The organism is Vibrio sp. TMPB1044 (assembly GCF_030442075.1).
In the GTDB taxonomy this organism is placed as follows: Bacteria; Pseudomonadota; Gammaproteobacteria; order Enterobacterales; family Vibrionaceae; genus Vibrio; species Vibrio satsumensis.
On sequence record NZ_JAUJED010000013.1, the window covers coordinates 93,446 to 118,756 of the forward strand.

The following is a 25,311-nucleotide window of genomic DNA, read 5'->3' on the forward strand; positions in this document are numbered from 1 at the left end:
CCCACATAACAAGTGAACGGCCACATTTAGAGGCTCAACTAGACTGTAAATAATGACTCTGCGCGCTAACAAAGCGGATAGTTAGGGTAAAATTGTGACATCCAATCGTTTGCGTGATGCACTTTTCACGCTCAAGCTAGGCTTATTCAAAGGTCGAACAACAATACTGGTTGATTCCCTTATTTGTCGTTTACTGTTTACGTGTAACTTGAGTTATCGATCACACCTTTAATGTTAATTATGACCTGCATTACATATTATCTTTTGAATTGAGTATTTTTTTACGAAAAATAAGTGCTACAGATTGTTAAAGTCAATAGTCTTTATCGACGTTCAAATCTTGATTTATGGCTAACATAAGGCCAATTTACAGATATTTTGTCTGCATTTATTTTTCCTAGCAGAATAACCCGTCATACCTTACAATCCTGCCACATAAAAATTACAAGTTACACACAAGGTATATCAGCACATTCAAGTGGCAATAAAGACCACAGCCTGATACCTCAAATCCCCTATGCTGATTGGCTTCCCTACAACCGCCATGAATGCAGAAACTTAACGTGAAAGGTCCCGAGTAAAGATGAGTCCCGAAAAGCACCTCCTAGATTGGCAAACTAGTCAAACCATTGCTGAATCCATCGCTCCAACTTTAGGTCAGTTATACCGTCAAAAAGGCGTAGAAGTTATCCTCTTTGGTAAGACCCTAGTTAACGCGACAACTATCGACATCATCAAAGCTCACCGCATCGCAAAACGTTACACTGGTTCTCCTCTTACAGCAGAACAGACTCAACCTATTATTCAGCACCTTCTCTCTATGGATTTGTCTCCATGTCGTATTGATGTTGGTCGCCTTGCGCATTCATTCTGGCAAGATCGCGAAGACACACACGGGTTGGATGATTTCCTACAAACTGCACTCATTGAATCGCTTGAAGGCGATGCGATGACAGAACCTCGTGACGTTGTATTGTACGGTTTTGGTCGTATTGGCCGACTGCTAACTCGCCTGTTGATCGAGAAAAGCGGCCCAGGCTACCCACTGCGTTTGCGTGCCATCGTTGTACGTGGCGGCAAAGATGGCGACCTAGAAAAACGAGCAAGCCTGCTTCGTCGTGACTCTGTACACGGCCAATTCAACGGCAGCATCGTGGTAGACCAAGAACGCAAAGCGATCATCGTTAACGGTAACTTCATCCAAGTTATCTACGCAAACAAACCAGAAGAAGTGGATTACACGACTTACGGTATTGAAAACGCACTTGTGGTTGATAACACAGGCGTATGGCGTGACGCGGAAGGCCTGAGCCAACACGTTGCGTGTAACGGTGCGAAGAAAGTTCTACTGACTGCGCCAGGCAAAGGCGACATCAAGAACGTGGTATTTGGTGTGAATGAAAATGTTATTCAGCCAGAAGACACCATCATCTCTGCAGCAAGCTGTACAACCAACGCTATTACACCTGTATTGAAAGCGGTTCACGACAAGTTTGGCGTACTGTCTGGTCACATCGAAACGGTTCACTCATTTACCAATGATCAAAACCTAATCGACAACTTCCACTCAGGTGATCGTCGTGGTCGTGCTGCTTCATTAAACATGGTTCTGACATCGACTGGCGCAGCTAAAGCGGTATCAAAAGCGATGCCAGAAATGGAAGGTAAGCTAACAGGTAATGCGATTCGCGTACCTACGCCAAACGTTTCAATGGCTGTAGCTAACCTAAACCTTGAGAAAGGCACAAACAAAGAAGAGTTGAACGAGTACCTACGTGAAATGGCGCTGTCTTCTGCTTTGTCTGCACAAATCGATTACACAGACTCGACTGAGATTGTATCTACGGACTTGGTTGGCTCTCGTCACCCAGGTGTGGTTGACGGTGTTGCGACTATCGCACAAGATAACCGTGCCGTGCTGTACATTTGGTACGACAACGAGTTTGGCTACAGCTGTCAGGTTGTTCACTGTATGGAACAGATGATGGGTGTACGCTACAAGACATACCCTGAAGTTTAATCAACTTCGCTCTTGTAGATACGTCCATCGCAAAAAGCTCCACAACATAATAACTATATCTGCGAAGTCTGTATGGGCTTCGCAACCCCTTTTGTTTTACTCCCCCGTATAAACAAGAGGGTTGCCACTTAGATCTGCTCTCTCTAACGGATCTAGGTGGCCTTTTTACATCTAGCGCCCTAACTTTTATCGCTATTGCAAGACCTTGTCTTCATCACTCTTGCACAGCTCCACTTCTGTTATAACTCAACCTCAACATCTGACTGAATCGAGCTTGAACATGCAAGCACGTAGCCCTGTTCTATCTGTTCTGGCGTCAATGTTTCTTGACTGCTTGATTCCACAGACCCTTTGGTCACTTTGCATTTGCAAGAACCACAGATCCCACTACGACAAGCGATAATAATTGGAACGCCTGCTTTTTCTAATGAATCCGCCAATGGTGTGCCCGCTTCCGCTTCAACTTCTGCGCCAAACGCAGGTACAAATACCTTAACAGCCCCATTCAAATCCGCAGACGCTTCTGCTTGTGATTCTGCTGAGGCAGTATTGCTATTAGCTAGTGAATTATTGCTTTGAGTTGCTGGCGTAAAGCTTTCCTGATAGAAGTTTTCCATGTTGAACTCTAGTTCTTTCAGGTAACTTTCTATGTCTTGCATAAAACCGACAGGCCCACACAAGTAAACAGTTCTGTCTAAGATATCTGGGCTCAGTTTTACCAACCAGTTCTTATCTAAACGACCTTGAGGAGCTGTTGTTCCCTCACTGTCTTTCAGAAGTAATCTTAAATTGAAGTTCGCGTGCGCTTCATCCATTTTATGAAGCTCTTCAAAATAGATAGTCTCAAGCTTGTTACGTGCCATGTGAACGAAATCTATCTCGATGTCACTACCTTGAGCGAGCCAGTATTTTGCCATCGCCATCACAGGTGTGATGCCGCAGCCCGCACTCACTAGCGTTACTTTTTTCGTCGCCGTTGGCATGCAATCAATACAGTTAAACACACCTGCAGGTTTCAATACTGAAACCTCATCACCTTCGTCAAGTTCATCAACAATAAAGTTCGAAACCAAACCACCTTCCACACGCTTTACCGTCAACTTCAGGCGGTTATCTTCCGGGCAAGAGGCCACAGAATAGGCCCGGTAATCCGTTTTCGTCGGCATATCCAAACCCAGAGTAATAAATTGCCCTGGCTTAAAATTAAAATGTAAGTCTTGTGGAATACTACCAAGCTCAAAGCTGACCGTATCTGGCGTCTCGTGCCATTTCTTTAAACACACTAAATTGATTGAATCGCTATCCGACCATGCATACATAGTTCACGCACCTTGCTGATGACTAAAGATTTAAATCTAAAAAGCCCCGCCGTTGACTGTTTTATTAAAAACGTCACAACAACGAGGCTTCAGGTTGGCTTAAATTAAGCTGCTAAGATTGTTTTAAGATCTTGATCTGGCGTTGTGATAGAACGCATATCGAACTCATCTTGAATAATCTTTAGTAAGTTTTCTGTTAGGAATGCAGGTGCAGTTGGACCAGTGTAAATGCCTTTCACACCCAGAGCGAACAAAGTAAGCAGGATAACAATTGCTTTTTGCTCGAACCAAGATAGAACTAGCGTTAGTGGTAGTTCGTTAATGCCACAATCAAACTCTTGGGACAGTGCGATAGCAAGCTGAATCGCGGAGTAAGCATCGTTACATTGGCCAACATCTAACAGACGTGGGATACCGTTGATGTCGCCGAATTGGTTCTTGTTGAAACGGAATTTACCACATGCCAATGTCAGGATTACTGAATCTTCTGGCGCTTGAGCTGTGAAGTCTGTGTAGTAACTACGCTCAGACTTGTCACCGTCACAACCACCCACTAGGAAGAAGTGCTTGATGTTGCCTTCTTTCACTTGCTCAATAACCGCAGGTGCCGCTTCCATCAGTGCGTTACGACCAAAACCGACAGTGATCATCTGCTCAATCTCGTCGTGTTTGAAACCTTCTTGCGCAAGAGCACAGTCGATTACTGCGCTGAAATCGTCGCCTTCAAGGTGATCAACACCCGGCCAGCCTACAATGCTACGTGTAAATAGACGGTCTGCGTATGAACCTACATCAGGGTTAAGCAGACAGTTAGATGTCATTACGATGGCACCAGGGAAGTTAGCGAATTCTTTTTGCTGGTTCTGCCAAGCGCTGCCGTAGTTACCCGCAAGGTGTGGGTACTTGTTCAATTCAGGGTAACCGTGTGCAGGTAGCATCTCACCGTTAGTGTAAACGTTGATGCCCTTGCCTTCAGTTTGTTGAAGGATCTTTTCTAGATCATGTAAGTCGTGACCAGAAACAAGAATACAGTGGCCTTTCTTAGTCTTCACGTTCACCGTTGTTGGTTGAGGGTGACCAAATGTATCTGTCTCGCCCTTGTCTAGCATTTCCATTACTTTGTAGTTCATCAAGCCAATCTGCATTGATGTATCAAGTAACTGTTTTAGGTCGGTTGGATCTGTACCTAGGAATGCCATGATTTCATGGTATTCAGCGAAAATAGCATTGTCAGTTTGACCAAGAACACGAGCATGCTCCATGTAGGCTGCCGCACCTTTTAAGCCGTATAGGCAAAGAAGGCGAAGACCAATCACGTCTTCGTGTTGAGAGTCGTGACCACGGTTTACCGCAGCTTGAGGCGCAAGTGCCAATAGCTCTGAAGAATCTGTTGGAAGATCGAATTGCGCAGCAGCCGAAAGTGCTGGAATTTCAAAACCAATCAATGTTGCTGCTGCGCGAACTTTTTGCTCTAAACGCTGCTTGAATTCATGAGACTGTTGTGCGAATTCGATAATACGAGCAGGGTCAAAGTTAACGTTAGTCAGTGTTGCGAAGAATGCTTTTGGTGCCCACTCATCAACTTCTGTATCAATAACATCGCAAGCGCGACCTAAGCTTGCCCAAAAAGAGACACCTTGAAGAGAATGCACCAACACGTCTTGAAGGTCGGATACTTCCGACGTTTTTCCGCACATACCTTGTGCGAAAGAACAGCCTTTTACGGTTGGGGTTTGAATTGTTTGTTCACATTGAATACAGAACATAAGGGCTCCAGTAATATTTTTGTTAACTATAAGTGCTTTGCTTACAGTGACTTATTCCAAACCCTATAGAGCATCAACCGTGCCAACTTTTAACTCATTGATTTTATTGAACTTAGTTTTATTCCCTTATTTTAATGCGTGATTATGACTACATATAAACTCCTTAAGGGCACACATGCGTGTCATAGTGACTCTCGAAGATTAATTAACGACGTTCATGTTTCGTTCAGAATAGAAGCGATAAAGTAACAACATAGAAAAAGAGGAATGAACATGAAAAATATATTAGTTACGATTGTTGCGTTGTTTACTGGCCTTTTGGCGTTATTCACTAGCTTGATCCTTGCTATTCCTTTAGCTATTGCAGCTTTAATCACTGGCAAGCGCATTCAGAATCAAATGAAGAAACAGGGATTCGCAGCCCACATGAACACACGTCAATCATCAACCAGTGATGCCGGTGTTATTGAAGGTGAATACGAAGATCTTTCAAGCAGAAAGTAACCTAAACTTTAGTTTCAAGCATAGTGAAAGCACAACAGAGACAAGATTACATAATGCAAAGAAAGCCCCTCCTAGCACTGCTGGCCTTAACAACTTTAAATCTCGTTGGTTGTTCCAACGAGACATCTATACCCGCTTACGAAACTTCTCCAGACTTGCCTAACTATCAGCAAGGCAGCTTTAATGCCTACGTCAATGACACCCAAGATTGGTTATTGAATAACCGTGTGTTCATGACGGAAGACAAGCAACTCGAGATTCAACTGAACTCCCCGACTGAATACAAACCTACCGAACCTAACGGCAAGGCGGTGTTATTGGTTCATGGATTAGGTGATTCACCCTACTCATTTAACGACATAGCTGCCCATTTGGCTGAGCAAGGTTACCTAGTGAGAACGGTATTGCTACCAGGTCATGGTAGTCGTGTGGGTGATTTAATGCAGCCAAGCTTGGAAGACTGGCAAGGCGTAGTGGCTCACCATACGAAGTTACTCGAACAAGAGTATGACTCTGTGTGGCTAGGCGGCTATTCAACAGGTGCGAACCTTGTAACGTCACAAGCGATGCATGATCCAAAGATCTCTGGGCTACTGCTGTTCTCTCCAGCGTTTCAACCGAGCTCACCTGCGGTTCAATATGCTGGGCTAGCGAGCTATTTTGTCACTTGGGCCGATCAAGATCCTGAAGACAATGTACTGCGTTATAACTCACTGCCAATGAATGGTGCTTCGGTTTATTACGAAACTTCAGAAGTGGTTCGCGAAAACTTACAAGATAAACACTTCGATAAGCCAGTGTTCATTATGATGAGTGAAGGCGACAGTGTGATTGATACTAGCTATGTTCAGCAGGCGTTTACTGAGTCTATGCCAAACCCAAACAACGTATTGATTTGGCAAGGGGAAACCACACTCGACGATCCTCGCGCGGTTCAATACAGTATGAAGATCCCTGAACAACGTATCTCTAACGGTTCGCACATGGGCTTGTTATTCTCGCCAAACAATCCGTACTACGGCATCAATGGCAGCGAGAAGATCTGCTCGAATGGTCAGGCTCAAGGTTTTGAAGAACAGTGCAATGCGACGAGTGAAGTATGGTACTCAGCGTGGGGATATCGCGAAGAAGGTAAAAACCATGCGCGTTTAACCTACAACCCTTACTTTTCCGATTCGATGAAAAAGCTAGACGAAGTTCTGAACTCAGAAGGCTAAAGACTCACTCGATAAAAACCTAAAAAGGCTCACTAGATAATGTCTAGTGAGCCTTTTTTATGGATATAGTTTAGATCCGTGTCGTTGCTATCCACGTCATTTTTTCGATGTCCGGACTACCGCTAGATCGTCCACACAACACGGACAGCAAGAAGAATCAAAACCACACCTGAAAGTCGGTCAATCAACTGCGCTTTAGAACGGATTCTTTCAACGATCAGTGGGCTCGATAGCACCAAGGTGATGAAGGTGTACCAAAGACCATCAACAATCAACGGTGTTGAAACAATGATCACTTGATTGCTGAGTTCATTACCTAACGCTACGAATTGGCTAAACAGAGCGATAAAGAACAACGCGATCTTTGGGCTCAAGATAGAGATCAAGAAAGCCTCGCGAGCAGACTGCATGTAGCTCATCTGTTCACCCGCTTCCAACTTCGCTGCAACGCCACCTTTCGAACGCAACGCATTCACGCCAAGGTAAAGCAGATACGCAGCCCCCGCCAAGCTGATCCCTTTAAATAGCATTGGCGATTGTTCTAGTAACACAGCCAAACCGACGATGGTTGCGAAGGCATAAATACCGATGCCAGCCGCGTGTGACCAAGCTGCGATAAGTCCATTGATACGGCCACCAGCCAAACTATGCTTAGCGATCATCGCCAAGCTTGGGCCCGGAGACATTGCACCCAACAAGCAAATCGCTAATAAAGAAAACCAAATTGTTACTGTCATCATTCCATTCCTAGTAAAACAAAGCGTTCCAGCTGAACACTCTACAATTAATACTCAATACTTAGCGCTTACAATATGCCGCAGCAGGTATTATTTGAAATCAAAGATTATCATTACTAGTATGATTTGAAATCATACTTATATTGTAACTCGACTTTTGGATGGCTTTAAACGCTTTCTCTCGAGCCCATTTATGGGCAGAGTCGTTGTCATACTTAGGATGCCATATCAGCCAATAGGTATGCATTTCTGTCTCAAACGGCAGCGAAAAGTAAGCGACATCGAGATGTCGCCCCAAGTTATAAGCAATATGCTCCGGCACAATCATCAAGTAATCGTCTTGCATTAACACGTTTCCCGCCGATGAAAAGAACGGTACCTGCAATGCGATTCTGCGTTTATGTCCCTGTTTCTTTAACGCAATATCCGAATAGCTGTCTTTGTCTCCCCCACCCGTGACTTTGATATGTGAGTAACTCACGATGTCTTCCGAGCTTATGGCTGATTGCTTAGCCAACGGATGAGAGGCTCTCATCAAACACACGGACTTATCCTCTCCGAGCTTGATACTTGAGACATGATCCGGCTTTTTGGGGAACATACTCGACGCCAAGTGAATACCTGATTCATTGAGCGTTTCAAGGAAGTTAGGCTGCCACAAGCGATAAGCCAAGTTGATATGGGGCGCATCCTTCGACACCTCGGACACAATAATGGGCAAGATATACTGGGCAACATAATCACTCGAAGCCAACACCAATTCACCTTGCCAATCTTGTGGATCAAATGGCTTATCATCTAATAAGTGGTCAAACTCGCCCAGCAAGTCATCGAGCTTGCCTTTAAGCAACAAAGCACGGTTGGTTGGAACCAGTTTGTTCCCATCACGAACCAACAAAGGATCACCACATAGCTCTCTAAGCTGAGCCAGTTGACGGCTAACCGCCGACTGCGTGATGTGCAGACGCTGAGCGGCTCGACTGACATGGCACTCTTCAAGAAGCACATGCAATGAACGCAATAGGTTTAAGTTGATATTGCCTAGCATGAAGTTACCGTCGGGTTCAGTTTGTTAAAAAACTCGGTCAGCACAGTATGAGTCATTAGGTGACGCAGATCTGGATAGCTTTGCAGTTGGTCGCGAACTTGATTTAAACGCTCCATGCTTTCTACTTCAACATACAGCATCATATCGGTCTCACCGCTTATCGAATGACACCATTGCACACCATCAATACTCTGGATTCGTTGCGCGTAAGATTCACAACTATGGTCGCTGCTCGACATGTCGAATTTCAGCAAAATATAAGCGCACACATTCTTCGTTTGATTTGGCTCTGTCACTTGAGCGCAGTAACCCGTAATCACTTTGTCGCTTTCCAGTTTTTTGATTCTGGCATTCACTGCCGAGCGCGAGAGGCTGACATCTCGGGCGATATCGCTCACTGAGCATCGTGCATTGGTTTTGAGAATATCCAAAATCTGGCGATCAAATTTATCCATACTTTTGATTCTTTCCACTTATTGTTCTATTTATAACGCCTAATTTGACACAACTTTCCGACTTATAACAGCCATTATGACAACCGACATTTTCACGCTTAAACGGATTAATACCGTCAAAATAGCGGTGTCTTACGACGTTTCGCTAGCTGTATTATTGATGTCGACAATGTATGATTTCAATCTCAGTATTACCCATCCCAGAATAAGCACCAAAAGCTAGGAGAGCGAATGACACAACTCAAACAAGAAATCACGCTAATGTCCGGAATTGGACAGCTCTCTACGACCTTGCTGGGTACTGGGCTATTTATGATTCCCGCTATCGCTGCAGGTATTGCAGGTCAGTTGTCGCTGCTGGCATGGTTAATCTTGTTTATCGCCATTTGCCCAATCGCCCTTACCTTTGCAGCATTAGGAAAACGCTACCCCAACGCAGGTGGCACCGCCTATTTTGTACGCCAAGCGTTCAGCGAGCGTTTAGAAACAAGTGTTGCTTGGTTGTTTGTGAGTGTTATTCCTGTCGGCATTCCAGCTGCGATTGCATTAGCGGGCGGCTTTGCTCAACAATTGTTACCCGCACCTCTCGACACACCGCTTGGTGCTCAGTCCTTTACCGTAGCCCTGCTGATTACCGTCAACTTGATGGGCAGTAAATCTTCTGGCCGCCTACAAACCGTAATCGCGTTGTCGATTTTCGCCTTAGTTAGCGCTTTTGTTTGGAAAGCCGATATCACGATAGCCGATGTTACTCTTCCTGCTATCTCGTCCGATTCGATGTGGTCTATCGGCGCAGCTTTGGCTGTTATGTTTTGGTGCTTTGTCGGAATAGAAGCTTTTGCTCACATGGGAGAGGAGTTCAAAAATCCACAACGTGACTTCCCAATCGCCATCATTGCAGGCTGTTTTGTTGCGGGGTTAGTGTACTGGGCTTGTTCCGTGGTGATTCTTAAACTGGGGGCTTACGGCTCACCTGAATTTGATGCCGCATCCATCCCGTGGGTAACAGAACAACTGTTTGGCAATGGCTTCAAAACGATCATCAGTGTACTTGGTTTCTTTGCTTGTTTTGCTAGCCTAAACCTTTACACACAAAGCCTATCACGAATGATCTGGGCTCAAGCTCGACAACACACTCCGACAAGTAGAATGGCTCAATTGAACAGCCGCGGCGTACCACTTTACCCAACATTAGCAATTGGCTTTATCGCGCTTATTTCGTGTGTGATTGGTGAGTTGTCTAACTTGGACCTCGAGTTCTTTCTCAAGCTCGCCAACGGTATTTTTGTTCTGGTTTATCTGCTCGCGATGTTAGCCGCTTGCCGATTACTGACTGGCGCATCTAGATACACCGCCATGCTCTCACTGGTCATCTGTACCTTGGTGTTTATTTGTTTAAGCTGGTCGATGCTCTATGCTGTCACTATTTTTGTGACATTGTCACTCCCTTGGCGTAAGTGGCTAGGTAAAGGTAAAACCGTTTCTGTCGACAAGTTATAACTCGATTAATGATGAATCGACAAACTGTAAGCAAGCCCTACCAATATTACTGATAAAAAAGCCGAGCGATCTGTTTGATCTTCGGCTTTATGTCAGCCAAACGGATATTTCCAAACCCCAACACCGCACCACTCCAATCACGAACATCACTTGATCCATATTCATAAAAGTCAAAAGGACGAATGATGATATTTTCAAGCTCTGCTCTACGGTTCCATTCCTGTTCTGATATTCCGTTCGACCATTTAACTGTCACATGCAACCCTGCCGCTTGGCTAATCACTTCAAGATCGCCATGAAACTCACTTTTAATCGCTTCTATCATCACTTCATGCTTGAGTTTGTATGAACGACGCATCTTTCTAATATGACGCAATAAATCGCCTTCGCGAACAAAATCCGCCAAAGCTTCTTGTGTATGGGACGCCGTGTCTCCGGTGAGCGCGTCTTTAATCTCAAGACACTTTGCCACGAGATTTGCAGGCACCACTAAATAACCTAATCGCAGGCCATTGAACATCACCTTACTCAGAGAGCCGACATAGATGATGCGATCATCGAACCCTAACTTACCCGCCAAACCTTGCATGCTGGTATAAGGGCGATGAGCAAACTGGAACTCACTGTCATAATCATCTTCAATGATCCATGACTGATGTTTGTTAGCCCAATCGATCAACTTGAGGCGTTGCTCAATATTGAGGGTCGTGCCCATTGGGTATTGGTTACTTGGCGTGACATAGAGAGCCTTAGCATTACTGGACAACACTTTTTCAGTATCTAACCCAACCTTTTCACGCACACTCACACCGTCTAGCTCTAGCCTCAACAGATCGATAATTTTATGCACTTGTCGATAGCCGGGCTCTTCCACAAGGATTTTGTCGCCCATCGCTAACGTCGCCATCAAACCGATTGAGATGGCTTGCTGCGCACCAGCGGTGATGATGATTCTATCGGCACTACAATTAACCGATCGACTACTCGCAAGATACCCGCTCAACGCTTCTCTCAAGGCCAAGCTTCCCTGAACCTCTTGATTGCCCGCAATGCTCTGACGTGTAGAGTGACGTTGCAGCAGCCTCTGCCATTTAGCAAAAGGGAATGCATCTAAGTCAGGAACTCCGGGGGCAAAGCTGCGGTTAATGTCGTTAGGTGTCGCTATGTTTGCACTCGGTTTACTTGTTACGTGCCTAACCTGTACATCCTGAACACTGTTTGTCTGAGACAAACTTAGGAAGTGCTCGGGCTGTTCAACCGACACATAAAACCCTGAACCTTGCTTGCTCTCGATATAGCCTTCGGTGACCAGTTGTTCGTACGCATAAATCACCGTATTTCGACTCACTGATAACTCGACGGCTAACTTACGTGTTGAAGGTAACTTACTGCCCTTACTCCATAAATCTTGAACGATCTTCTCTCTGATCGCTTGGAACAAGGCGGTTTGACGTGTGTCATGTTGCTCGTCTAACTGTAAGTCACCGACATCAATAGGCTGCATAACTGGATCCAAATAGTGTTTAAAAGTGGCTCTATTTAATAGACCAGTTAATCGCTACATTAATCAAAAGGCAATGATTAAGGAGCGATTATGTTATCTAACACGAAAAGAACCACGATTAAAAAAGGGGCTCACAAAGCCGTATTTGAACAAGAGAAACTGCATCAAATCATCGACGAAAGCTTAATCGCACACATTGCACTGCAAGGCGAACAAGGCCCAATGGTTATCCCGATGCTCGCATGGCGAGTGGATAACATGGTCTACATTCATGGGGCCAAAAACAGTCGCTTATTGAGAGACCTGAAAAAGGGAGACCCAACCTGCTTAACGTTCACTTTGTTCGATGGTTGGGTGTTGGCCCGTTCGGCATTTCATCACAGTGCGCATTATCGTTCTGCTGTGGTATTGGGGTCATTTTCAGTCATCGAGGACAACCAAGAAAAAGATCGCTTATTGAACATCTTCATTGAGCAAATCGCGCCGGGCAGAACCGATGAAGTCAGGCTCAGTAATGAGAAAGAGCTCACCGCCACCGAGCTATTGGCAATACCTTTAACGGAAGCCTCCGTGAAGATTGGTAAACATGGCGTGAATGATGATAAGACTGATATGGATATCCCAGTATGGGCTGGCGTATTACCTTATCGAACGGTTGTAGGGCCATTGGAGACAGTTCCAGAGCAAGAAGGCATCATTGAAACACCAGATTACCAACAAGCCTATGGTGAGCGCTGGTATCAGAATTGATACACAAAGATGGTCAACTTAATAAAATTGCATACAATCTGAGATACAAAGATTCAACATAGCAAAATAATGTAGTCAGACGATGAGAACGAATAAGGATATTCCACCATTTCAAAGCTTGCTCAATGGCATTGGGCAAGTCTATTTCACACCGTCTGTTATGACGTCGATTTTGCTATTGCTTGCCATTTCTATTGAATCAATTGCACTGGCTTTTCTTACCTTGATTAGCGCCAGTTGCAGCTATGCATTAGCCTTCTATTGCTATATGTACACCAACACCAACACCAACACCAACACCAACACCAACACCAACACCAACACCAACAAGGCAGCTTACGATATTGATAGTGGTATGTATGCGTTAAATGGCGCTTTAATGGGTTTATTTATCGGTAACTTTTTTGGTGTCACACCATTTTTGGTTGTAGTGACAATGTTAGGCGCATTACTCACAGTACCTATTGCCCGCATCGTATTCAGTTTTAAGAAATATCACGGTTACACTAGCGCCTTTATCCTCACCTCTTGGCTGATTTATGCTATCCAATCGACCTTGGATCTATCGGCATTTTCTCCATCCAACTCCGTATTGATACCAATAATCAGTTTTGAGGCAAACTCGTGGTTCAACCTACCGACAGTGGTGATCCCGTTGTTAAAAGGGATCAGCCAAGTCAGCTTTATAGACAATGCGTTGTCAGGGCTCGTTATCTTAATCGCCATCGCGCTTAACAACCTAAAGCATGCCACTTGGGTTGTGCTAGCAGTAATAATGAGCACCATTTTTAGTAAGATGATTGGTGCTTCTAACGAACTGGTTGCCCAAGGTCTTTATGGGTACAACGCCATTCTTGCCACTCTAGCGCTTGTGCTCTATCCGCGGATCTCTTGGCCGTTAATCCTATTAGGCATTCTTTTGAGCTCCCTTGTGACACTTGGCTTTCATGAACTGTCACTACTGCCACTCACCGCCCCTTTTGTTTTAAGTACTTGGGGGATTGTCTATCTGTCTGGAGTGATGAAAAAAAATCGCGTTACCAGTTAACGGTTTAATCCGCCTGATTTAGCTGACAAGAGAAAGCTATCAGTACTTTAAACAAGACTAATCGAGAACATTCATTCTTTCGTAGTTTTTCATGCTCAGAGCTTTCCTTATATCTTTGCCATATCATCTCAATACCTTCGACCGTTTCTACTCTGGGGGCCAGCACTCTAGATTGAAAATGCTCCAGTAAAACCAGATAAATCGAGCTCTCGAACAAAGGTATATCTTTCTTATAGATAGCTTGAGCTAAACAAAACCATTTGCTCTTAGGCCTTGCTTTAACATAGCGGTACAACAATGCTGTACTCAAAATCACAAGAACAACGATGACAGCGAGTCCGACCAATAGCACCTTGTACTGCTCCACAAAAGAAGCAAAGGTGTGCGACACTTGCCAACTTCGCTCAGGTAAGACAAGAGTTCTTTGCTGTTGAAACTCTGAATCCCACCAAAAAACGCTAACCGCAGGAAGCGTAACCTGGCCAGCGTTGTTCACTATATAAGTCACCCTTTCTAACCTTTGAGCCTGACGCACACCCCTTTGCTCATCATCTCGATACTGAGTTGATTCAGGATATACCAAAAATTGACTCGTTAAGGAATCAGGGAGTGTCGTGATTTCCGGCAAAAGTGCACTGATGGTGTCATGCGCGGATAACGTAATTTCACGAGTGATCGCGTCGCCTACACTGAGCTGTTCTTCCAAGCCCTGTGTGCTTTCATTTTGAGAGACAAGCGTCCACTTTTCTTTTAGCCTAGCTTCAGCACCTGTTAACCATTTGTGATCAGAAGTCATATTGGCAGAAGGCTTATGAGCATTGAAAGACAAAGCCTTCGTCATCACCACCCCATCAACATTATTACTGCCCTGCTTTACGCCAATCTCAAGCGCGACAGGAGGGATTTGATACTCTCCACTATGTAATGGGTAAAGCACAATTTCCCAGAGTTGTTTGGAGTACACTTTCCCATCAATACGTTCTGTGGAGTTCACAGCAAAAGAACTCATAGGCAACACGACCGCATTATCAACCTCGATACGGTGCACCTTGGTGCCTTTGGTGAACCATGTGTCTGTCATCACTTCAATATTGAGAGTAACCTGCTCATGCACTGCAATACCCGAACTGACGTGGCTCAACCACACGTTAAGCCTCACATTGCCTTGATCGTAGAGCGAAGCTAGCTTCTGACTGTGGGTATTAGGCTGGCTACAAGCAAAATGACTCATTAAGCTAATGACCAAACACAAAAGCTGAAATAACCTACTTAGCTGCATCTTTCCACTCCGTTTGGTTAGCCACCCCTTGCTGATACTGCAATGCAAACTTGGTTGAGATAAAGCTCGATAGATCACTCTGAACTCGCTTCATCCATTTTTCGTTGGCGCCTGGATCACTCAAGATTTGTTCAGCGGATAAGACTTCTTGAATCACTTGATCTTGTTCTACTTGCTGCTTTACACCATCCGAGCGTTCTGGCTTATCACCATTTTCTCGGCTCACCTGACGTTCATTGCTTTTCGATTGTTCCTTCGTAAAACTATCAATATAAGCAATCACATCTTCAACAATCTTTAAGTTATGAAGTGCTTCTTGACTGTCAGGGTCTTGCTCCAAGATCTCTCGATACAAAGACCTTGCCGCAACAAACTCTTTTTGATTCGCTAATGAAGCCGCCGCACCTAATTGCCCCTGTAAGGTATCACTGCGCATATAGAATTGTTGTGCCACTTCGTATTCGCCAGCTTGGTAATAGGCCGTTGCTTTCCAGTACTCATTTTCAAAGATTTGCGCGGCTTGTTGGTATTCTTGATCTTGATAATACAGAGCTCCCTGCTGATCTTTAGTCAGCCAAATATCGACCAACGAAAACTCTGCTGCGTATAAATTAGGGCTGTAAGTCGCGCTATAAAATAGAGAAACCACAACGCACCATTGAACTAGCCAACCTTTTCTAAACCACAATAAATACGGTACCAGCACCACCCACACCAAAGGGTAACTTGCATCAAACCAAGGCTCAGCTTGGTCTGCTGAAAGCTCAGCAAAAGACGTTACTTTCCCACTAAGGTTATATATATCTTGGTTATCTTGAGTAAAAGCAACGAAGTCACCATGCACAGAGCTGGCTAATTGCGATAGAGTTTCAATTTCCATAGGTAACGGGGATGGAACATCTTGATTGCCAACACCATAAACAAGCAGTTGATAGCCTTTTTCCTTGAAATAACCTTGATACTCACGGTAAGCCAGTTGATTAACGGCATCGGTCACCAGCAATACTGTTGCATTGTCAGTTTCAGATACCAATTTGTTGATGATAGGTAAGGTATATTCCGCAAACTTCCCCTCTCTTGGCATTACTTCGGGGTGAATAGCCTCTAATAGAGGCTTAAACACCGCAATATCTTGCGTTAAAGGCATCGCTAAATGAGCGGAGCCCGAATAGACGACTAACGCGGTTTTCCCTTTGCCTTGCAGGGCGATAAGCCGCGCTATTTTTTGCTTTGCTCTAAACAGACGACTTGGCGCAACATCCTTTTGTAACATTGACTCAGAGACATCAAGCACAATTACCAAAGGCGTAGTGTCTTCTGCAAAAGGCGAAGGCTGACGATACCAACTTGGCCCAGAAGCAATCACTATCACGACCAAGCAGATGACACTGAGCAAAAAGATCGGAAGGTGCTTAACACGAGACGACTCTCCAACACGCAAAGCATCAGACAAGTGCTTGGGCAAATGGGTTACCCACGAATTCTGTTTTTGGCTGCGGCGCCAGTTCATGATCAACACCACAACAAGTGGCACGATTAATAGCAGCCATTCAGGGCGAATAAAATGAAAGTTTCCCATCATAAAGCCCTCGCTTTTAGAGTCTCAGACGTGATACGAAGTCGCAAAACAGATCGAACCACCATAAACACTAAGTGATAGATGAAGGCGATAAGCAAAGGCACATAATGAAGGCTTTGTTTTGGCTGATAACGGTAACTTTCAAACACACTAGGTTCGAGTTCATTGATGGTGTCGTATACGTTATCCAGCTCAGTAGGTGACATCGCTAGAAAGCTCTGCCCTCCCGTTAACTTGGCAACAGTATCAATGACTTCCATATCAATCGCTTGCTCACCTGAAGTGTTCGGGCTCCCCATTGCCACAAGATGAATTTTAATGTTGTGCGCAGCAGCCACTTTCGCGGCATCAATCGGCGGCACTAAGCTGTCGGTATCATTGCCATCGGTAAGTACAATCATCAAGTGATCTCGGCCAAGATGTTCGTGAGTAAGGCGTTCATGCTCATGTTTTTCAGGAGCAAGGTTTTGATGATCTAGGTTTTGATGATCTAAGTTTTCAGGAACAAGGTCTTCAGAAGAAAGCTGATCAGGTTGAGCGCTATCTAAGCCGGATGGCAGCTCCTGCTTGTCTTTCTGATTCTTGGAAAGAAATGTCTTAATACCGAGTCCAATTGCATCGCCCAAATGGGTACTTTGCCCTGCCATTGCGGGCTCGGTTTCATTTAACAGCGCTAACCATGCGGTGTGATCAGCCGTAAAGGGCGATTGTAAAAAAGCAGAATCACCGAATACTATCAGGCCGAGTCGGTCGCCACTTCGCTTTTGACTGAACGTGTCCAACACCTCTTTTGAGGCCGCCAAACGAGTCACTTGGTTACCAGCACGATTAGAGAAATCATCTGTTGCCATAGAGCCCGACAGATCCAAAACAATCATTACATCACGCCCAGCTAGCTCTCTCGTCTCTTCAGGCCCTAGCCAAACAGGTTTTGCAGCTGCCAGTACGACTAAAAGCCAACCTAGAATCAGAGAAGAGCGTTGCCAAATACCCGCCTTAATCTGGTTTGATCCTTTCTCAGCACTCAGACCTAAACTTGATGTCAACGCATCAAAAAAAGGCACTTTCAAGGCAATTTGAGGAGTTTGATGGCTCGGAACAAAAGAGTAGATAAGAATCGGCAAGGGCAATAAGGCAAAGACCCAAAGGTATTCAAACTCGATCATCCGTCCCCCTCACATGGCTTTTTACCCACGCAATGGCGCTTAAACGAATCTGACTTAATTCACTTTCGGTCCAGCTATAATCTGATGCGGGCTTGTAGATATCTTGCTGCCATTGCAATAAAAGCGTTCGGTCAAAAACCTGATGCGGTGAAGAAACAGTGAGGAACTCCCCCCACTCATTGCCACTGAGCATCGCGACCTTACTTCCAGGAAACGAACAACAAGCTACTTGCTTCAACAGACTGTTTATTCTGCGTAACTCTTGTTGCTGGCGCTGATTATCAATGGTGTCTTGTTTAATTCTACTGATCGCTTTTACCGCCAGACGACGATATTTGTTCGCTTTGTAGGAGTGAAAAAGGTGGAACGATTTCCAAGCCCCCCACACTAAGATCAGAACAAATGTGGCTTTCCAACCAATTGTTGTTGGCAACCAACTGACATCAACAGTAGAGGCAGGATCGATAAAACCTTTGAGTAAAACTCGATTATCGGACACAGTAGCCCCCACTCATTTTTTGAATAAAATCAGCGATGTGGTTACCAGACGTGTCTAATCTAACCACATCAACTCCACCAGCACTCAATAACTGATGGATATCTTGGTAGCCTTGCTGGATTGTTTGGTTGTATCGATGAAGTTTCTCGTTCAATGAGGTATCAGCCAATAGCTGCCACTCACCATCACTGATATGAATCGGTTGAGAAAATTGAAGTTCCAATTCCATAGGGTCGTTGACAGCGATACCCATCAAATCATTGTGCTGCTTTAACCATTTGATTCGTTGAACATCTTGTTCTGTAGCATCATTGAAGTCGCTGATCATCACGATCAAACAACCCTTTAGCTTTTGCTGCGTTAGCTTAGTCAAAGCATCGGATAACCCTGAACCTGAGACTTCTTTACTTTTATGTTCTGCACGAGACAAATCTTGATTCGCGAGTGCCAGAGACTGAAGAATTCGTGCAACATGTGCTGAATGACGTTGTGGTTTATGCCAGTACAACTGCTCATTTGAAAAGATTAACGCTCCAATGCGATCACTGTCTTTTAATACCTTCCAAGCACAGCAAGCAGCAACTTGAGCTGCCGCCACAGATTTCATGGTATCAACCGATGAAAAGAACATGCTACTGCGTTGGTCGACGAGCAACACCACCGGCAGATCTTTTTCTTCACTTTGAACCCTTACATGAGGTTCAAGCATCCTCTGTGTGACATTCCAGTCAATACTGCGAATATCATCACCCATTTGATAGTGTCGAAACTCTTCAAAGTTAAGCCCTCGACCACGGTAACGAGATAAATGGTTACCCGCTTGTCGAGAACGGCTTTTAGCTATGGGTGGCAACGAGAAACCTGTCGACTTCAATTTTGTCGCCATCAGAGATTCAAACGAGCTAACAACCCTTACGTCATCGGACACCTTCATAACAACGTTCCCTAAGAAAGAGGCACATTGAGCAATAGCTCATCAACTATCTGTTCTGCGGTCACCGAATTCGACAATGCATCAAAACTTGGAGTAATACGGTGACCTAATACCGAGCCCACGACCGTTCTCACGTCATCTGGAGTCACATAATCACGCCCCGCTAACCAAGCATGAGCACGGCTGCATTTGTCTAGTGCTATTGATGCACGAGGACTTACGCCAACATCAATCCACTTATCTAAATTTGAATCCGGGTACAAATGTGGGAAGCGCGTCGCCATAACAAGATCCACAATATATTGCTTAATGGGCTGCGAGGTATGGATGCGTTTTACCGCCTCCTTACCAGCTGCAATGTGCTCAACACCGCCTTCAAATGCCGCAGCTAGCAATTCATTTTGTTCTTGTTGTAGCGTTCCTGAATCCATACTCTTATTCACTTCCTCATCCATTACTGCGAGCTCTTCCTTACGCACTAGATCAATAATCAACATTTCAGAGTCTCGCTCTGGATAGCCAACATTCACTTTCATCATGAAGCGATCCATCTGCGCCTCTGGTAGCGGGTATGTGCCCTCTTGTTCAACGGGATTTTGCGTTGCTATCACAAAAAAGGGTTCTGGCAGTGGCATGGTTTCACCCGCAACCGTCACTGTACCTTCAGCCATCGCTTCTAAAAGCGCGGCCTGCACTTTGGCTGGTGCTCTGTTAATTTCATCAGCCAGCACCATAGAACTGAAAATAGGCCCAGGTTGGAACGTCAGCTTCGACTGCTCTTGATGATAAATCTGAGTACCAGTTACATCGGAAGGAAGCAGATCGGGAGTGAATTGCACACGGCTAAAAGCCATATTCAATTGTTCCGCCAATATTTTAGCGGCGCGAGTTTTTGCCGTTCCAGGAAGCCCTTCCAATAAAAGATGCCCACCCGACAACAACACAATCATCATTGATTGTGTGACATGAGCTTGACCGATAATGGATTGGTTCGTCAGTTCAATTAACTGACAAATGGCTGCTCGAGTATCTGTAGACATAAAGTTACCTTGTAAGGCTACCTAAATAAGCTGTAATTCCTGAATAGGTATATCAGCGTTGATTTAATTTGGCAGATAGAGTTTTTTTAGTTTCGATACAACATCTTGAGGTGCGACAGATTCAAGTTCAGCAAGGCACTGGTTCGCATCTTGTCCTGCAACTAATAAGGTGTCGCACAAAGCGTATAGATAGGCTGGTTGCTCATGATCTTGATAGATAGCCCGATAGACATTAATCGCAGCCTCAGCATCATGTTCTCGCGCTAAAGTCGCGTAAGTGTATCCATAAGAACCGTTCATCGATTCAAGTTCATACGCATTTCTCAGGCGACGTAGCGCCTTCACGCTTTCCCCAGTTCGCAAGTAAGACAGGCCAAGGCTATAATGCAATGCCGCCGATTCAGGAAACTCTATCAACGTTTGCTTTAAAATAGACTGAGCGTGTTCATCGTCATCAATGCCTTTTAAATACTCTGCGTAAGCAATAGCAACCCTAGGCTCTTTATGATTTTCATATCGATCTAAGTAGATCAGCTCGGCCTGTTGAAATTTGCTTTGTAAGGTGTAGATCCAAGCTCGCTCTAAATCACCATCAAGATCGTTGGAGAGTAAGGTTAGGTGCCTATCGATTGCCGGAGCCAAGCGGTCGAGGTACTCGCCGGATAACTGCGGCCAAAGAATAATCAAAGTTCGGACAGCCTGAGCTTCAACATCGCGGTCAACATCATCAAGTAATGGGTAGACAACATCCCACTTTGCTTTACCCTGCCACTGTTCTGCGGCTTGTATTGCAGCCAAACGCATTTGCGGATGTTCAGAGCGTGAAGCTCTAGCGACGGCAATAACCGAATTCGGGCCATAATATATCCCCAAGTTAACAGTCGCAGCTGTACGTTGGTCTATAGGTAGAGCTTCATTTTGAGAATACTCCGCGAGTAACAACTCACGCTGTTCAGCAACAGTGGCCACTTGGCTTGCGCTTCCATTACTTAAAGGTTGAACATTTTTCGCCAGAGAGACTCGAGAATAAAGACTAAGCAATACTCCAAGGATAATGAGCAGTGCTGCTAACCAACTAACTAACCGATGTTTCATATTGGATGGCGCTCTATATACAGTTGTTGAGATAACTCTTCAGCCCTTACCAAAAGCGCATGCATAAAGTAAATCTCATCCGTTGTCTCGAAGTCATGAAATTCAAGCCATTGATTTAGCCCTTCAAGTGTTTGAGCTTGCTCGACCTTTTCTTGCTTATCGCTTAAGTAACCCAACGTTTTTAAGCCAGAAACCAACTCTTCATAGTTAACCGGAGGCATCATCAAAGTGATAAATTGCGGCTCATTAGTCATTAAAAGTACATCGTAATTCGCTTTAGCTATCTCGTAGTTTGTGCGTTTTAGTTCGTACTTTTCATCGCATTGAGCGTTATTAGGGCGTTTTTGGCAAAGGTTAAAAAGCGAAGCAAATTCTGTATATCGTTCACTTTTAGTTTGGAAAGCCATATCAATCACAGCTTTTACCGATCCTTGATTAAATAGAGTGTCTGTCGGTGAGACCGCTTTGGTCTGGGCGGTAACCGTTTGGCTAATCAGTGCAACAACAAGCAGCACAATAGTTTTTAGTTTCATCAGATAATGCCTCTATTTAAAATTGATCTTCATTGCATCGCCATTGATGCCTTTATTCACTGGGTAGCCCATAGTCGCAACAACCATTGAAATATAAGGATCAATATGTGAGAAGAACTGCTTCCAGCCTGCACACAAATAGTTCAACCCTGTTTCGCCATCGAGGGTTTTGATGAAGCGATTTTTCGGACACTCACCAAAACAAGCAAACTGATAAGTACACTCTCGGCACTGTTTAGGTAACGTTGACTCTTTTGCTCGGCCAAACTCTTCTTGGCCTTTTGAAAATTGCAGCTCTTCGAGCTTGGCATCCTTGATATTGCCAAGTTTGTACTCGGGATAAACGTAATGGTCACACGCAAAAACGTCACCATTATGTTCGATAGCCAAGCCTTTTCCACACACAGGAGCCAGTGTGCAAAGAGGGTTTACTCGTCCCATCCAAGTTTCAACGCAAGATTCAAAATACGGAACATTCACTTTGCCGATGTCATTTTCTAACCACTCATCAAAAATGGTACACAGGAAATCACCCCACTGGTGAGCAGAAACACACCAAGATTCGACAATTGAATTCGGGTGACTAGGCTCAGTTTCAGGCATGCCTTGAAAAAGAATCTCACCTTCTGACCACTTCTGTGGTGCTGTCTCTCGGAATGATTTCGGTTCTACAATAGGGATGAACTGCATCTGTGGTGAGCGAATTTCATCGCGCAGAAAGCGGTAGACTTCAAGTGGATTTGAACCAGTGAGGTTGTTTACACAAGTCAGCGTCGCAAAGGTAACCTTGTGTTTATGCAGAATGCCGACGCCTTTCATGGTTTGTTTAAACGTACCTCGCCCCGATCGATTGGTACGGTATGCATTGTGAATCATCTCAGGCCCATCAATGCTCAGGCCGACCATGAAGTGGTTCTTGCTTAAAAACTTGCCCCACTCATCATTAAGTAACGTCCCGTTAGTCTGCAGGTTGTTCTCGATTTTCACACCTTTCGGGCAGTATTTCTTTTGCAAGCGGACTACGTCACGAAAGAAGTTCACACCCAATAACGTCGGTTCTCCACCTTGCCAATGGAAAACAATCTCAGGAAAATTTTGCTGCTCAATATAGGTTTTGATGTAGGTGCCGAGCATCTCTTCGCTCATTTGAGTCGCGCAGCCACGCTCATGGCCCAACAACTCTTCTTTACTTAGGTAGTAACAGTAAGTGCAATCAATATTACATGCTGATCCAATAGGCTTGGTCATGATATTCATACGTTTCGCGGGGGCTGCTTTTGGCAACATAATGGTGTTGTGTTGAGCTGATTGGGTCATTGTTATTCCTCTTCTCGTTCACTCACATTCACTGTGCGATTACTTCCCTAAGATGGAAACCTGTAACGGTTATCTAAGGCTATTATTCAACAGCACTTATCAGTCGTAATCAGTAGTATTACGGATTCTGTTCATTGTTAATAAAAACCAAAGATCTCTTGAAATCAAAAAAAGAGCGGTCACTAGGACCGCTCTTTTTAGGGGTTTATCAACTTTTCAGCGGGGGCTGATTTGACTCACCTATCAACTAAAAAATATGACTTTATTGATCAATATTATTAGCTAGTCACTCAATATTATTGGTATTGAGCTCGCTGCCAGATTTGCATCTTATCGGCGATTTTGTCGATAGAGAAAGAACCTGGAACTTGGCGTGGTGGGAATTCTTGGAATGTTTTCAAGAACTGGAATGTGTAAGCCGCACCCAAGTACATGTATGGAAGGTGCTCTACACGCCACTGTTGGTAGCCTACGCCATCTTTATGCGCATTCTCATATGGGTCTTGGCGTAGGTTAAAGATGTAAGGGAAACGCAGCTCTTCGAACTGGCACTGCCACGTTTCAACACCATGACACTCGTTCACAGTGAACATCACTTTCCAGTCGCCCATACGAACGGCTGAAATATGACCATCATCAGCTGCATAAACGAAGCCCTTACGAGGCCACTCAACAGAGTTGTCTGCTGTTGTGTTATTACCTTTCTTAAGAGCCGGCATTAAATCAAAGCCATCTAGATGAACTTTGTACTCTTTACCATTAAGTTTTTTGCCTTTTTTCAGGTCAGCAACAATGTTTTTCTCACCAGCTGCACCCAGGAATGTTGGAGCCCAGTCATTGTGCGCTGCAATTTCGTTTGCAACAGAGCCCGCAGGGATTTTGTTCGGCCAGCGCATCATTGCTGGTACACGGAAACCACCTTCCCACGTTGAGTTCTTCTCACCGTAGTAACGAGATGTTGCGCCATCGGGCCAAGACCATTTCTCTGCACCGTTATCAGTGGTGTACGAAACGATTGTGTTGTCTGCAATTTTAAGTTCATCTAGTTTATCAAGCAGTTGACCGACCATGTTATCGTGTTCAACTAGACCGTCCCCATAAAGGCCACCACGTTTTGACAAGCCTTTAGACTCTTCTTTCAAGTGGGTCCAAACGTGCATGCGCGTTGAGTTGTACCACAAGAAGAATGGCTTTTGTTCTTTGTGTGCACGGTCGATAAAGTCTAATGCACCTTCTAGGAACTCTTCATCCACAGTTTCCATACGTTTAATCGTTAGAGCACCTGTATCTTCGATACGACCATCAGCGTATGAATGAATAACGCCACGCGGGCCAAAACGCTTCTTAAATCCGGGCGCTTGTGGGTAATCTGGGTGTTCTGGTTCTTCTTCTGCATTCAGGTGGTAAAGACTACCCATGAACTCATCAAAACCATTAGCCGTTGGTAAGTGCTCATCTCGGTCACCAAGATGGTTTTTACCAAATTGCCCTGTCATGTAACCCTTGGCCTTGAGCATCGTTGCGATTGTAGGATCTTCTTGGCGCATACCTTCAGCAGCGCCTGGCATGCCTACTTTTGTCAAACCCGTACGCATTGGGTGTTGGCCTGTGATGAATGCACTACGACCCGCTGTACAAGAGTTTTCACCGTAGAAGTCAGTAAACAACACGCCTTCGTTTGCAATACGATCAATATTCGGAGTCCAGTGACCAGCTTGACCACGTGTATATGCCGAAATATTGTCGATACCAATATCATCACCCCAGATAGCTAGGATGTTAGGGCGGCTCGTATCCGTCGTCGCATAACTTGCCATTGCAGTTGATGCAAGCGCGGCGCCCATCGCAAGTTGTAGGAAGGTTTTCTTTTTGAACATAGCTCAAGACCTTTTGTAATTTTAAAAGTAATTTCTTTCCGTGAGCTATTATTTAAGAAACATGATTTTGGGTAATCAGTAGTATTACTGATTTAAATGATAGTGATATATCAAACGTTGGCGA

Annotated in this window: 22 protein-coding genes; 6 read left to right on the plus strand and 16 right to left on the minus strand. The window is 44.7% G+C overall.

Annotation, left to right across the window (positions count from 1 at the left end):
• Positions 1 to 583 precede the first annotated feature (583 nt).
• Complete coding sequence (locus tag QQ041_RS07755; protein ID WP_050621730.1) at positions 584 to 2,020, plus strand: glyceraldehyde-3-phosphate dehydrogenase; 1,437 nt, start codon at positions 584 to 586, stop codon at positions 2,018 to 2,020.
• 239 nt (positions 2,021 to 2,259) lie between these two features.
• On the opposite strand, the gene QQ041_RS07760 is transcribed toward QQ041_RS07755, so the two are convergent.
• Together QQ041_RS07760 and hcp are read right to left on the minus strand one after the other, a co-directional pair.
• Positions 2,260 to 3,339: a hybrid-cluster NAD(P)-dependent oxidoreductase gene (locus QQ041_RS07760; protein ID WP_285953499.1), complete on the minus strand. Its 1,080-nt coding sequence runs from the start codon at positions 3,337 to 3,339 to the stop codon at positions 2,260 to 2,262.
• Positions 3,340 to 3,443: 104 nt separating this feature from the next.
• On the minus strand, positions 3,444 to 5,105 hold the full coding sequence (gene hcp, locus QQ041_RS07765) for a hydroxylamine reductase (RefSeq protein WP_146490043.1): 1,662 nt from the start codon (positions 5,103 to 5,105) through the stop codon (positions 3,444 to 3,446).
• Between the two features lie 273 nt (positions 5,106 to 5,378).
• Between hcp and QQ041_RS07770 the strand changes: the two genes are divergently transcribed.
• Positions 5,379 to 5,609: a hypothetical protein gene (locus QQ041_RS07770; protein ID WP_009845683.1), complete on the plus strand. Its 231-nt coding sequence runs from the start codon at positions 5,379 to 5,381 to the stop codon at positions 5,607 to 5,609.
• A 53-nt stretch (positions 5,610 to 5,662) separates the two neighbouring features.
• A complete protein-coding gene (locus QQ041_RS07775) occupies positions 5,663 to 6,826 on the plus strand; it encodes a carboxylesterase (protein WP_285953500.1) in 1,164 nt (387 codons plus the stop codon).
• A gap of 122 nt (positions 6,827 to 6,948) precedes the next feature.
• Here QQ041_RS07775 and QQ041_RS07780 read toward each other — a convergent pair whose 3' ends face one another.
• The 3 genes from QQ041_RS07780 to QQ041_RS07790 form a co-directional block, all read right to left on the minus strand.
• On the minus strand, positions 6,949 to 7,563 hold the full coding sequence (locus QQ041_RS07780) for a LysE family translocator (protein ID WP_017630487.1): 615 nt from the start codon (positions 7,561 to 7,563) through the stop codon (positions 6,949 to 6,951).
• Positions 7,564 to 7,663: 100 nt separating this feature from the next.
• On the minus strand, positions 7,664 to 8,611 hold the full coding sequence (locus tag QQ041_RS07785) for a LysR family transcriptional regulator (protein ID WP_285953501.1): 948 nt from the start codon (positions 8,609 to 8,611) through the stop codon (positions 7,664 to 7,666).
• Positions 8,605 to 9,066, minus strand: coding sequence for an Lrp/AsnC family transcriptional regulator (locus QQ041_RS07790; RefSeq protein ID WP_146490040.1), 462 nt, complete (start codon positions 9,064 to 9,066; stop codon positions 8,605 to 8,607). Before QQ041_RS07790 ends, QQ041_RS07785 begins: the two co-directional genes overlap by 7 nt.
• A gap of 231 nt (positions 9,067 to 9,297) precedes the next feature.
• Here QQ041_RS07790 and yjeH point away from each other — a divergent pair, with 231 nt between their 5' ends.
• Positions 9,298 to 10,566: an L-methionine/branched-chain amino acid transporter gene (gene yjeH, locus QQ041_RS07795; RefSeq protein ID WP_285953502.1), complete on the plus strand. Its 1,269-nt coding sequence runs from the start codon at positions 9,298 to 9,300 to the stop codon at positions 10,564 to 10,566.
• A 46-nt stretch (positions 10,567 to 10,612) separates the two neighbouring features.
• Here yjeH and QQ041_RS07800 read toward each other — a convergent pair whose 3' ends face one another.
• Positions 10,613 to 12,070, minus strand: a complete 1,458-nt coding sequence (locus QQ041_RS07800) for a PLP-dependent aminotransferase family protein (RefSeq protein ID WP_285953503.1) — start codon at positions 12,068 to 12,070, stop codon at positions 10,613 to 10,615.
• 90 nt (positions 12,071 to 12,160) lie between these two features.
• Here QQ041_RS07800 and QQ041_RS07805 point away from each other — a divergent pair, with 90 nt between their 5' ends.
• Both QQ041_RS07805 and QQ041_RS07810 read left to right on the plus strand, forming a co-directional pair.
• Positions 12,161 to 12,820 (plus strand): pyridoxamine 5'-phosphate oxidase family protein, encoded by a 660-nt coding sequence (locus QQ041_RS07805; RefSeq protein ID WP_285953504.1) that lies wholly within the window; start codon positions 12,161 to 12,163, stop codon positions 12,818 to 12,820.
• A gap of 82 nt (positions 12,821 to 12,902) precedes the next feature.
• On the plus strand, positions 12,903 to 13,868 hold the full coding sequence (locus QQ041_RS07810) for an urea transporter (protein WP_285953505.1): 966 nt from the start codon (positions 12,903 to 12,905) through the stop codon (positions 13,866 to 13,868).
• A 4-nt stretch (positions 13,869 to 13,872) separates the two neighbouring features.
• On the opposite strand, the gene QQ041_RS07815 is transcribed toward QQ041_RS07810, so the two are convergent.
• The 10 genes from QQ041_RS07815 to QQ041_RS07860 form a co-directional block, all read right to left on the minus strand.
• Entirely contained in the window at positions 13,873 to 14,982 is a 1,110-nt protein-coding gene (locus tag QQ041_RS07815) for a BatD family protein (RefSeq protein WP_285953506.1), read from the minus strand.
• A 151-nt stretch (positions 14,983 to 15,133) separates the two neighbouring features.
• Positions 15,134 to 16,729: a VWA domain-containing protein gene (locus QQ041_RS07820; protein WP_285953507.1), complete on the minus strand. Its 1,596-nt coding sequence runs from the start codon at positions 16,727 to 16,729 to the stop codon at positions 15,134 to 15,136.
• Positions 16,726 to 17,892, minus strand: a complete 1,167-nt coding sequence (locus tag QQ041_RS07825; protein WP_285953508.1) for a VWA domain-containing protein — start codon at positions 17,890 to 17,892, stop codon at positions 16,726 to 16,728. Before QQ041_RS07825 ends, QQ041_RS07820 begins: the two co-directional genes overlap by 4 nt.
• Complete coding sequence (locus QQ041_RS07830) at positions 17,879 to 18,391, minus strand: DUF4381 domain-containing protein (RefSeq protein ID WP_285953509.1); 513 nt, start codon at positions 18,389 to 18,391, stop codon at positions 17,879 to 17,881. Before QQ041_RS07830 ends, QQ041_RS07825 begins: the two co-directional genes overlap by 14 nt.
• Entirely contained in the window at positions 18,381 to 19,325 is a 945-nt protein-coding gene (locus tag QQ041_RS07835) for a DUF58 domain-containing protein (RefSeq protein ID WP_285953510.1), read from the minus strand. Before QQ041_RS07835 ends, QQ041_RS07830 begins: the two co-directional genes overlap by 11 nt.
• Before the next feature lie 11 nt (positions 19,326 to 19,336).
• Positions 19,337 to 20,365 (minus strand): MoxR family ATPase, encoded by a 1,029-nt coding sequence (locus tag QQ041_RS07840; RefSeq protein WP_285953511.1) that lies wholly within the window; start codon positions 20,363 to 20,365, stop codon positions 19,337 to 19,339.
• Between the two features lie 63 nt (positions 20,366 to 20,428).
• Positions 20,429 to 21,460, minus strand: coding sequence for a hypothetical protein (locus QQ041_RS07845; protein WP_285953512.1), 1,032 nt, complete (start codon positions 21,458 to 21,460; stop codon positions 20,429 to 20,431).
• Positions 21,457 to 21,993, minus strand: coding sequence for a hypothetical protein (locus QQ041_RS07850; protein ID WP_146492759.1), 537 nt, complete (start codon positions 21,991 to 21,993; stop codon positions 21,457 to 21,459). The genes QQ041_RS07845 and QQ041_RS07850 overlap by 4 nt, the downstream gene beginning before the upstream one ends.
• Positions 21,994 to 22,005: 12 nt before the next feature.
• Positions 22,006 to 23,310, minus strand: a complete 1,305-nt coding sequence (locus QQ041_RS07855) for an anaerobic sulfatase maturase (protein WP_285953513.1) — start codon at positions 23,308 to 23,310, stop codon at positions 22,006 to 22,008.
• Positions 23,311 to 23,606: 296 nt separating this feature from the next.
• Complete coding sequence (locus QQ041_RS07860; protein ID WP_285953514.1) at positions 23,607 to 25,187, minus strand: arylsulfatase; 1,581 nt, start codon at positions 25,185 to 25,187, stop codon at positions 23,607 to 23,609.
• Between the last annotated feature and the right edge of the window lie 124 nt (positions 25,188 to 25,311).

Bases quoted from the DNA above. Each gene is read 5' to 3' on its own strand.
- QQ041_RS07755 (WP_050621730.1), top strand. From the start codon at position 584: ATGAGTCCCGAAAAGCACCTCCTAGATTGGCAAACTAGTCAAACCATT.
- QQ041_RS07760 (WP_285953499.1), bottom strand. From the start codon at position 3,339: ATGTATGCATGGTCGGATAGCGATTCAATCAATTTAGTGTGTTTAAAG.
- hcp (WP_146490043.1), bottom strand. From the start codon at position 5,105: ATGTTCTGTATTCAATGTGAACAAACAATTCAAACCCCAACCGTAAAA.
- QQ041_RS07770 (WP_009845683.1), top strand. From the start codon at position 5,379: ATGAAAAATATATTAGTTACGATTGTTGCGTTGTTTACTGGCCTTTTG.
- QQ041_RS07775 (WP_285953500.1), top strand. From the start codon at position 5,663: ATGCAAAGAAAGCCCCTCCTAGCACTGCTGGCCTTAACAACTTTAAAT.
- QQ041_RS07780 (WP_017630487.1), bottom strand. From the start codon at position 7,563: ATGACAGTAACAATTTGGTTTTCTTTATTAGCGATTTGCTTGTTGGGT.
- QQ041_RS07785 (WP_285953501.1), bottom strand. From the start codon at position 8,611: ATGCTAGGCAATATCAACTTAAACCTATTGCGTTCATTGCATGTGCTT.
- QQ041_RS07790 (WP_146490040.1), bottom strand. From the start codon at position 9,066: ATGGATAAATTTGATCGCCAGATTTTGGATATTCTCAAAACCAATGCA.
- yjeH (WP_285953502.1), top strand. From the start codon at position 9,298: ATGACACAACTCAAACAAGAAATCACGCTAATGTCCGGAATTGGACAG.
- QQ041_RS07800 (WP_285953503.1), bottom strand. From the start codon at position 12,070: ATGCAGCCTATTGATGTCGGTGACTTACAGTTAGACGAGCAACATGAC.
- QQ041_RS07805 (WP_285953504.1), top strand. From the start codon at position 12,161: ATGTTATCTAACACGAAAAGAACCACGATTAAAAAAGGGGCTCACAAA.
- QQ041_RS07810 (WP_285953505.1), top strand. From the start codon at position 12,903: ATGAGAACGAATAAGGATATTCCACCATTTCAAAGCTTGCTCAATGGC.
- QQ041_RS07820 (WP_285953507.1), bottom strand. From the start codon at position 16,729: ATGATGGGAAACTTTCATTTTATTCGCCCTGAATGGCTGCTATTAATC.
- QQ041_RS07825 (WP_285953508.1), bottom strand. From the start codon at position 17,892: ATGATCGAGTTTGAATACCTTTGGGTCTTTGCCTTATTGCCCTTGCCG.
- QQ041_RS07835 (WP_285953510.1), bottom strand. From the start codon at position 19,325: ATGAAGGTGTCCGATGACGTAAGGGTTGTTAGCTCGTTTGAATCTCTG.
- QQ041_RS07840 (WP_285953511.1), bottom strand. From the start codon at position 20,365: ATGTCTACAGATACTCGAGCAGCCATTTGTCAGTTAATTGAACTGACG.
- QQ041_RS07845 (WP_285953512.1), bottom strand. From the start codon at position 21,460: ATGAAACATCGGTTAGTTAGTTGGTTAGCAGCACTGCTCATTATCCTT.
- QQ041_RS07850 (WP_146492759.1), bottom strand. From the start codon at position 21,993: ATGAAACTAAAAACTATTGTGCTGCTTGTTGTTGCACTGATTAGCCAA.
- QQ041_RS07855 (WP_285953513.1), bottom strand. From the start codon at position 23,310: ATGACCCAATCAGCTCAACACAACACCATTATGTTGCCAAAAGCAGCC.
- QQ041_RS07860 (WP_285953514.1), bottom strand. From the start codon at position 25,187: ATGTTCAAAAAGAAAACCTTCCTACAACTTGCGATGGGCGCCGCGCTT.